General features: G+C 56.3%; 7 protein-coding genes. All 7 read left to right on the top strand.

Annotation, left to right across the window (positions count from 1 at the left end):
- Positions 1–108 precede the first annotated feature (108 nt).
- The 7 genes from Q5Q88_RS05140 to Q5Q88_RS05110 are packed head-to-tail and all read left to right on the top strand — an operon-like array spanning position 109 to position 9143.
- Positions 109–966: an NAD-dependent epimerase/dehydratase family protein gene (locus tag Q5Q88_RS05140; RefSeq protein ID WP_302742128.1), complete on the top strand. Its 858-nt coding sequence runs from the start codon at positions 109–111 to the stop codon at positions 964–966.
- Positions 967–2094 (top strand): UDP-N-acetyl glucosamine 2-epimerase, encoded by a 1128-nt coding sequence (locus Q5Q88_RS05135; RefSeq protein WP_302742127.1) that lies wholly within the window; start codon positions 967–969, stop codon positions 2092–2094.
- A 1-nt stretch (position 2095) separates the two neighbouring features.
- Positions 2096–3250, top strand: coding sequence for a glycosyltransferase (locus Q5Q88_RS05130; RefSeq protein WP_302742126.1), 1155 nt, complete (start codon positions 2096–2098; stop codon positions 3248–3250).
- Complete coding sequence (gene wzy / locus Q5Q88_RS05125; protein WP_302742125.1) at positions 3238–4737, top strand: O-antigen polysaccharide polymerase Wzy; 1500 nt, start codon at positions 3238–3240, stop codon at positions 4735–4737. Before Q5Q88_RS05130 ends, wzy begins: the two co-directional genes overlap by 13 nt.
- A complete protein-coding gene (locus tag Q5Q88_RS05120; RefSeq protein ID WP_302742124.1) occupies positions 4734–5987 on the top strand; it encodes a glycosyltransferase family 4 protein in 1254 nt (417 codons plus the stop codon). The genes wzy and Q5Q88_RS05120 overlap by 4 nt, the downstream gene beginning before the upstream one ends.
- Before the next feature lie 28 nt (positions 5988–6015).
- A complete protein-coding gene (locus Q5Q88_RS05115) occupies positions 6016–7377 on the top strand; it encodes a hypothetical protein (RefSeq protein ID WP_302742123.1) in 1362 nt (453 codons plus the stop codon).
- Complete coding sequence (locus Q5Q88_RS05110) at positions 7374–9143, top strand: glycosyltransferase (RefSeq protein WP_302742122.1); 1770 nt, start codon at positions 7374–7376, stop codon at positions 9141–9143. Before Q5Q88_RS05115 ends, Q5Q88_RS05110 begins: the two co-directional genes overlap by 4 nt.
- Positions 9144–9149 lie beyond the last annotated feature (6 nt).

The following is a 9149-nucleotide window of genomic DNA, read 5'->3' as shown; positions in this document are numbered from 1 at the left end:
GGCCTGATCCTCTCGTAGATTTGTTCAAGAAGGTGTTGCCACATCAGCCACATCACGAGTACGTCCAGTTGGCCCTCGAGGGCCGCGAGCACGAGGCGGTGCAGTAGGTTGAGGTTCCTGGTACTCGGCGCCTCCGGCATGGCGGGGCACCTCATCTCCCTCCACCTCGAGGAGCGGGGGCACGACGTGACCGGCTTCTCCCGGCGCGGCGTGCCGTTCCTGGACAGCCAGGTCCTCGGCGATGCGCGGGACGAGGCGCTCCTGTCCGAGACGGTCGCCTCGGGGGGCTACGACGTCGTCATCAACTGCGTGGGGGTCCTGAACAGGGCCGCCGAGACCAACCCCGACGCCGCGTGGCTCAACGGCGAGCTGCCGCACGCGCTCGCGCGCATGACCGAGGACGTCCCGACCCGCGTGTTCCACATGAGCACCGACTGCGTATTCGCCGGGAACACCGGCCCCTACACCGAGGTCAGCGTCCCCGACGGGACGAGCGCCTACGACCGCACCAAGGCCGCGGGCGAGCTGAACGACGGCAAGGACCTCACCTTCCGCAACTCCATCGTGGGCCCGGACATGAGCCCGAGGGGCATCGGCCTTCTGAACTGGTTCATGCAGCAGCCCGGCCCCGTCAAGGGCTACACCGGGGCGATCTGGACGGGCCTCACGACGCTGGAGCTCGCCAAGGCCATGGAGCACGAGGCGGGCGAGGACGCGGCGGGCCTCGTGAACATGGTCCCCGAGGGCTCCATCAGCAAATACGACCTGCTAGGGCTGTTCAACCGCGAGCTGCGCGGCGGCTCCGTGGAGATAGTGCCCGACGCGGGCCTTCAACTGGACAAGACGCTCGTGCGCACCAACTTCGAGCCGACCTATCGTCCCAAGCCCTATCCGGAGCAGGTCCGTGAGATGGCCGAGTGGGTCCGCTCCCACCGGGACCTGTACCCCCACTACGAGGTGATGTAGATGAGCAAGCTCAAACTCATGGTCGTCATGGGCACGCGCCCGGAGATCATCAAGCTCTCGGAGGTGGTCCGCAAGGCCGACGGGTACTTCGACCTCTCCATCGTCCACACCGGCCAGAACTACGACTACGAGCTCAACAGGGTCTTCTTCGACGACCTGGGCATCCGCGAGCCGGACCGCTACCTGGGCGTGGTGGGGGACGACCTGGGGCAGACGATGGGGAACGTGGTCTCCAAGTCCTACGCGCTCTTCGCCGCCGAGCGGCCCGACGCGGTGCTCGTGCTGGGTGACACGAACTCGTGCCTGTGCGTCATCTCCGCGAAGCGCCTCAAGATCCCCGTCTTCCATATGGAGGCGGGCAACCGCTGCAAGGACGAGAACCTTCCCGAGGAGGTCATCCGCCGCATCGTCGACGTGACGAGCGACGTGAACCTGTGCTACTCGGAGCACGCGCGCCGCTACATCCTGGACAGCGGCGTGAGGCCCGAGAACACCTACGTGGTGGGCAGCCCCATGGCCGAGGTGCTCGACCGCGTCATGCCGAGCATCGAGGAATCGACCGTCCTGTCCGACCTCGGCCTGGAGGCCGGTCGCTACATCCTGCTCTCCGCCCACCGCGAGGAGAACATCGACATCGAGGCGAACTTCATGAGTCTCATGAACGCCGTGAACGCGATGGCGGAGGCCTACGGCGTGCCGGTGCTCTACAGCTGCCACCCGCGCAGCGCGAAGATGATCGAGCGGAGGGGCTTCGAGTTCGACCCGCGCGTGATCCGGCACAAGCCCCTGGGCTTCTTCGACTACAACCAGCTGCAGCGCAACGCCCTGTGCGTCGTCTCGGATTCGGGGACCCTCCCCGAGGAGGCCTCGTACCTCAAGTTCCCCGCGGTCTCGGTGCGCACCTCGACCGAGCGCCCCGAGGCCATGGACGCCGGCGTGTTCTGCGTGGGCTCCATCACGACCGAGCAGGTGCTCCAGGCCGTGGACCTTGCCGTCGCCATGCACGCCAACGGCGACGACGGGATCGAGGTGCCCGCCTACGCGGACCGCAACGTTTCCGCGAAGGTCATCAAGCTCATCCAGAGCTACACCGGCATCGTGAACAAGATGGTGTGGAGGAAAGCTTAGCTTGAAATACGTCCAGATAAACGCGTATTCGGGCGGCTGGGCCGACTCGATCATTTTTAAGAAGCACCGCGAGCTTGTCGCTGCCGGCAACGAGTCGTGGGTTTTCTGGGCTCGCGGAAAGCACGAGCAGGACGACCATCTGCAACGCATCGCCAGCTACCCCGAGGTGTGCTTGGACGCGGCCTTGACTCGCTTGGACGGTAGGCCCGGATTCCACTCCAAGGCGATTACCCGTAGGATGCTGAAGAAGCTCGACGAGATAGATCCGGACGTCGTGCATTTGCACTTGCTTTTGGGTTACTACATAAACGCCGAGATGCTGTTTGAGTGGCTTGCAGCGCATCGCTGCAAGGTTGTATGGACGTTGCATGATTGCTGGGCGTTTACGGGACACTGCATCTACTTCACATACGCGAAGTGCGCGCAGTGGCGTTCCGGGTGCGCTGCATCTACTTCATGCCCGCAGAAGCGGACCTACCCTGAGACCCTTGCGGGCGATTCATCCGTTCGTTGGTCATATGAGCGAAAAAAACGCCTGTTCACCATGCTGCCTGCGGAGCGCGTACAGCTGATTACGCCCTCGCAATGGCTCGCCGACCTGGTAAAGCAGAGCTTCCTCGGTAAGTACGACGTGAAGGTCGTCCACGATACCGTGAATACAGATGTGTTCAAGCCGACGCCGAGTGACTTCCGCGAGCGCCAGGGTCTGGAAGGTCGCTTCTTGGTTTTGGGCGTTGCTGCTTCGTGGAGCGAGCGCAAGGGTCTTCCTGTGTTCGTTCAGCTGGCGAAGGAGCTTGACCCTGCGCGGTTCGCTGTCGTGGTCGTGGGGCTCTCGAAAAAACAAATTAAGCAGGTCAAGGCGGAGGCGCCCCCTATTATCGCGCTGCCCAGGACCAACTCCATGAGGGAGCTCGCCGAGATTTACACGGCTTGTGACGTGTTACTGAATCCTAGCGCCGAGGAGACTTTCGGTATGAATGTGGCCGAAGCCGTCGCTTGCGGTACGGGTGCGATTGTGGTGGAAGGCTCCGCTTGCGCCGAGGTGGCTGATCCTGAAAAGACGGCAATGGTGCCCGCGGGTCTTGAGGGGCTTCGTGAGGTTGTTGAGGACTTGAATCTGGAGTGCAGAGGTGGAAGGATAGAATGCGCGCAGTAGACAAGGTGAAAAGTACCGTTCTAAATGCTTCCGCTTCTAGTGTCGGAACGATGCTAACTCTGATTGCGTTTTCCCTGATTATGCTGGTTGTGGGCGCTCCAACGAATGACTATCAGGTGTGCAACCAGCTTGTAATTATCGCTGCCATATGCTCTTATGCGGGCATGCTTTACCATGCCTTTAAGCTCACCGATAGCATCAGTTTCTATCTTCTTGTCCTGCTTGTGTCGTTTCCATTTTATTTCGGTAAGCAATTACTTGTCGCTTTTGGACTCAAGCCTGCCCGTATATATATATCGTCTGCTGCGCTAACCGTTTCATCCACTTGGGAATCCAGTTTTTTCATCCTTCTGTCACTCTCGATTTTGCAGCTAGGTTATTGTTTGTTTGCCAAGCGGCGTTCTCCAGACTTGAGGGCGCAGGCGGAGCAAGCGAGATGTTCAAAGTCGTATTATGCGCTTCGCAAGGCAAGTGTGTTTCTTATAATCGTTCTTGCGATACCCACACTTTTCTATCTATTTGAAAACATTCAACTTACCAACTCGGTTGGTTATGGTGCTCGTGTTTCTGACGCTGCATATCGACGGTCTGGAATAGCCAATGCCTTCGGTATCCTTGCGACGATAATGCCTTATGCGCTTCTAGCTGCATTCTTGACGAGGGAGAAGGGTGAAAAGTGGCAGATACTTGCCACGTGCCTTTATTCGGGGCTTTATATGATGCAGGGTAGTAGAACTGACGTTTTCGTTCTGGCTCTAGCCTTTGCCTACGTCTGGTTTCTCTGCTATTCGAACAAAAGGGCGGTAGAATCGCTACTTCAAATGGCTGCAGCCTTGGCCTTGCTTGCCGCACTCTTTTCTTTTGGTTCATTTGCGCGTGCTGGCTTCTCAGATACCGGTACGGTCTCCAATGCAGATGATAGTAATATTCTTGTTGAAGCGGTTGGAGAGGCGGCATCTACCTATTCCGTTACCGCAAAGGTAATTGAGATGGTGCCCGAAAAGATCAAGACCGTTGACGGTGAAACCTACCTCGCCGGCCTTCTTTACGTCCTTCCAAATGGACTCACGGGCAATGCGTATCTTCAGTCTAAGTCTGTCGATGAAGTCTTCTCTCCTTATCTTACCTATTACGGTGGGGTGGGATCGTCTTTTATAGCGGAAGCCTACTTTAATTTCGGGCCATACTCTGTTGTCCTGTTTTTTCTATACGGGGTGTGTATTGCAATGCTCCAGAACGCAGTCGAAAGAAGTTACGAGAAAGGTTCCTACGGTACGCTATTCGCCTGCTGTGCCTCGTTCATGCTCATGTCCTTCTATATACGCAGCGACGTTAGGACATTTCCGCGATACTTTATCTGGAATGCACTCCCCATCATTATCGTTCAACAGGTGATATTGCCTAGGATTAAGGCTCATAAAGACGTGAGAAAGCACCCCGCTATTGATTTGTCAGATAGTCAGCTTTGGTTTGGGGGGTCAAGATGAAAGTTTTGGTTGCCCATCCGCAACAGCAACATTCTTATATGCTGGCACGGGCGCTATTGGCAGGGGGACATGACGTCACGTATATGACGACCGTCTACGGCGGCCCGGGTAGCCTCACTAGAATTGCGACACATTTTCTGGGTGGAAACGACCGAAGCAAGGCTGAGGGGCGCTACATGGCTGGCTTCCCGGATGCGCGCGTGCTTCAGCGATATGAGGTGCTGGGGCTTTTGAGTCTTCTTTTGCTTCGCGTGGACAAGAGCAAGAGGTTTTATAGCGCGCTCAATCGCTGGATCGACAGACATTTCGGAATGAAGGTCGCGAAGAATGCCAAGCGGGGCGGCTTTGAGGCTGTTGTTTGCTACAACGAGCATGCCCTCGCCGCCTTCGAAGAGCTCGGCCGCACAGCGCCGGAGATTGCACGCGTCTTGGACGTGTCTGCCTCTATGAAGCCGTACCACGCCAAGTTGTTCCTTGAAGATATCGAGGCAAATCCCCGGCTCCCCGCCACGCGTAAGCGCGAGTTTATCGATTACTTCAAGGACGGACTGGGAGAGGCCTTCGACGAAGTCGCCGCATCGGATTGGTTTTTGTCGCCTTCAGCGCATGTCGACAAGTCGCTTCAATTCTGCGGTGCGATTGACGACGCTATCATTCGCTGTCCCTACGGTTCTAACTTCGAGGCCGATAAGGATAACTCAGCTACGCATTCACCCGTGCGCTTCGTCTATTGCGGTCGTGCTTCCATGTCAAAGGGCATCCATCATCTACTGCGTGCCACTGATACTCTTGAACCTGGGAGCTTCGAACTTACGATTATCGGAGCTTATGACAACGCCGACGGTTTTCTCACGCCTTACCTGAACAAATACGAGTTTACTGGCAACGTATTGAAGTCTCGGGTCAAGGAAATCATGTCCGAGCAGGACGTAATGGTGTTTCCGAGCTTGACGGATGGTATGTCGCTTGCCTGCCTGGAGGCGCTCGCCTGTGGCTTGCCCTTATTGACGACTTCTGCCAATGGTGCCTCGGATTATGTCGTAGAAGGGTCTAACGGCTTTGTGCTGGAGCCTGGAGACGAGATTGCCATGGCCGAACGTATGCGCTGGTGCATCAATCACCCCCGCGAGCTGGCCGCGATGAAGATCGCGGCGGTCAAGAGCGCTCGTGAGATAACGTGGGACGCTTACAACGAGCGCGTTGCTGCCGCGTTCGTGCGAATTGGCGGTGGGCGACCTCTTGAGCGCTAGGCTTTCTAAAACCAAGGCGAATTTCGCCTTGGCTCTGGGTGCCCAGCTCATCGTGCTTGGCACCGGAATTGTTAAATCCCTGCTGTTGCCGCACGTGATGAGTGTCGAGAGCTTTGCGTACTGGCAGCAATACGTGCTCTACTCCGGCTTCGTTGGAATTTTTGCGCTGGGATTCAATGATGGCGTCTACCTCCTCTACGGTGGCAGCTCCTATGACGAACTTCCGTTCAAGAGGCTGAGGGCAGCATTCAGGTTCTACTGCGGCATGCTGCTCCTCTTCGCGGGGGCGATCGCCCTTTACGCGCTTTCACAGGATGCAGAGCGCGGATTTGGGTTCTTCTTCGTCGCTCTCGATACTTTCGTTCTGTGCGTTTCAGGGCTTATGACCTACGTGCTACAGATTACGGATCAGTTTAAGTGGTATGCGCTGTGCACTGTCATCGACAAGTTTGTATTCCTAGCCGCTGCTGCATTCATGTCGCTTCTGGGCTTCACAGACCATAGGCTGTTCGTTGTCGCTGATTTTTTCTCGAAGGTTCTTGCCTTTTCTGTTTTCATATGGCGCTGCAGTCGCTTAGCGTTCGGACCCGTGTCCAGCGTGAGGGAGGGCTGGCAGGAGTTCTCTCGCGACATCAAAATCGGCATCAATCTCATGTTCGCGAACTTCGCAGGCATGCTTGTTGCCAATTTGGGGCGATTTATTGTTGAGTGGTTTGGTGGACTGGATGGTTATGCATACTATTCGTTCGGAACCAGCGTTACGAATCTTGTGCTTACTCTTGTAACTGCCGTATCATCGGTGCTCTATCCAGCACTCAAGCGGCTGCCCGATGATGCTTACAGGTCATACTACGAGCGTATCGATCGCGTTGTGTTCTTGCTCGCATGTGTGGGTCTTGCCGTGTATTTTCCTGCTTACCTCGGAGTCGAGGCCTTTTACGCCAAGTACACTCCGATGCTCGCGTACTTGAACCTGCTTTTTGTTGCCGCTGTTTACCAGTCGAAGATGTCCGTTCTTGTTAATACTTTCTATAACGCGCTTCGTAAGGAGCGAAGGCTTTTGATAGTGAATCTGCAGAGTGTCGTAGGATTCTGTGTCATCGCATTTGTCTCCTATTCGCTTACGCGAGACATTTGGTGGATTGCCGCTTCCACCGCGATAGTTGGAGCTGGGCGTTGTTTGATGTCTGAGTTTGAGCTGAGACGTGAGCTGGGAATTGAGGGAATGCTGGGGGCGATTGCCCCCTTTGTGCTCACGATCGTTTTCTTCCTTTCCACACAGCTCTGTGATTTTGCTATTTCCGCCGTTGTCTACGCTATTGCTGTTGTCATTGCGGCCGGAGCCTGCACGGTTGTTACTGAAAGAAAGAAAGTAAGGGGTGCCCGATGAGAGTTGTTTTCGTTGTGGATGCCTACTTTCCGCGCTATGCGGCTGTTGAGAAATGTGCCAAAAACCTTGTTGATGTCCTGCTTCGCGAAGGGCATGAGGTTACCGTTATAGCAAAGCGGTATTGGGATTCTCCCGCGAATCATACAGACGAGTTGCCCGAGGACGCGATCTTCGTCTCAACCAAGCTTTCGACAGTGAGAGCGCGTGTTGACGGTCACCTTGCTGAGGTTCCCGGAGCCTTTGGTTGGCGTTTGGCAGACAGGGCGTGCGCCTTGGTGAACTATGCGGGAACGCTTACGGGCCGCAGCTGTGCGCACTGGGATCTGGTCGATGCTTACAGAGAGGCTATAGAAGGACTGGGATTTGTGCCGGATCAGCTTGTGCCATGTTCCTCGCCTTTCGAAGGGGTTATCGCGTGTGCTGAGTATGCAAAGCAGCACCCCAATGTTAAGCTTACGCCTGTCATCTTCGACCAGTTTGCAGACTCGGGCACGCTTTGCAAGACCTGTTTCACGCGCGAGCTCAAGCGAAAGGCAAACATCGCCGTTGAACGTGAGGTGCTCGAGGCTTCCGAGCTCGTGCTCAACGTCACCTGGGAAGAGCACGTCCGCAAGTACCACCCGAATTGTTTGGACAAGCTCGTGCATATCGAGCACCCATTGCTTGTGAGGCCAAAAGAGAATACATGCCCTCCCAGTAGGGAGGAGAGGAGCCGCTCCCGTGTCATCTTTGCCGGTTCGCTCAGCGCTGGTGTCCGAGACCCGGAGTTCGCGCTTAATCTTTTCTGCCGGCTTGGGGATGTGGCTCACTTGGACATGTACGTCATGGGATCGGGTCGTGATTTGGTGCAACCGACGTCTTTGGAGAATCCCGATGCGGTGAGCTTGCTTGACGCTGTGCCTGCCAGCGAGATGGCGTCACTGCTTGCAAAGGCGGACTGCTTGCTATCGATCGGCAATACAACAAACGACCAGAAGCCAAGCAAAGTAGTCGAGTACATGGCGATGGGCAAGCCCATACTGCACATCTGTTCCATCGCTGGCGACCCCGTGCGCGGCGATGTGGCGGCATACCCGCTTGGTTGCGTAATCGAGGCTGGCGAGGATAGTGTGCGTGCATGCGAGACGGTGCGGGCGTTTTTGGAGCGGACTCGCGGTGAAGAAATGACGTTCGATGAAGTTGAAGATCTGTTCCGCGACGAGAACCCCGAGGCTGCCGCTGAAAGGCTTCTGAGATGTGGAGGAGGGAATCTCATCATAGCCGGGACCTTCTCCAAGACGGTGCCCCCAACGTATCTAATCAGCGTGCTCAAAGAAGCGCGCGGTTCGATTAGGGCGGACGTTTACACGTCTACTGCATGGGTGCGCCGGTTGGCCAACGATCCCGTATTTACCAAAGATGGGAGCACTGTGACGAGTTGGGTGCCGGCGGACAGGCTGCCAGCGCTTTACGAAGACCATGACTGCTTGTTCTCGATTGGTGAGCTACCGGGCAAGCAGCTTTCGAGCAAGATCTTCGGTTACATGGCGAGCGGCAAGCCTATTGTTCACATCTTTCATACGGACGAGGACGCGAATCTTCCGCATCTTGCTAAGTATCCGTTGGTGCTGGCCATAAAGGACGACATGGTCAAACTTCCCGAGAACACGGCGAGGCTTTGTCGTTTTCTAATGTGGTCGAGAGGCAAGAAGCTCGATTTCGAAGCTGTAAGCACGGCAATGCGCGAATGCACGCCCGAGGCGGTCTGTCAAGAGTTGGTACGGTAGCTTTTT

Origin of the sequence: uncultured Collinsella sp. (assembly GCF_959026545.1) — a bacterium.
Classification (GTDB): domain Bacteria; phylum Actinomycetota; class Coriobacteriia; order Coriobacteriales; family Coriobacteriaceae; genus Collinsella.
The sequence above is the reverse complement of the archived record's forward strand: the minus strand, read 5'-3'. Positions and strand labels throughout refer to the sequence as shown.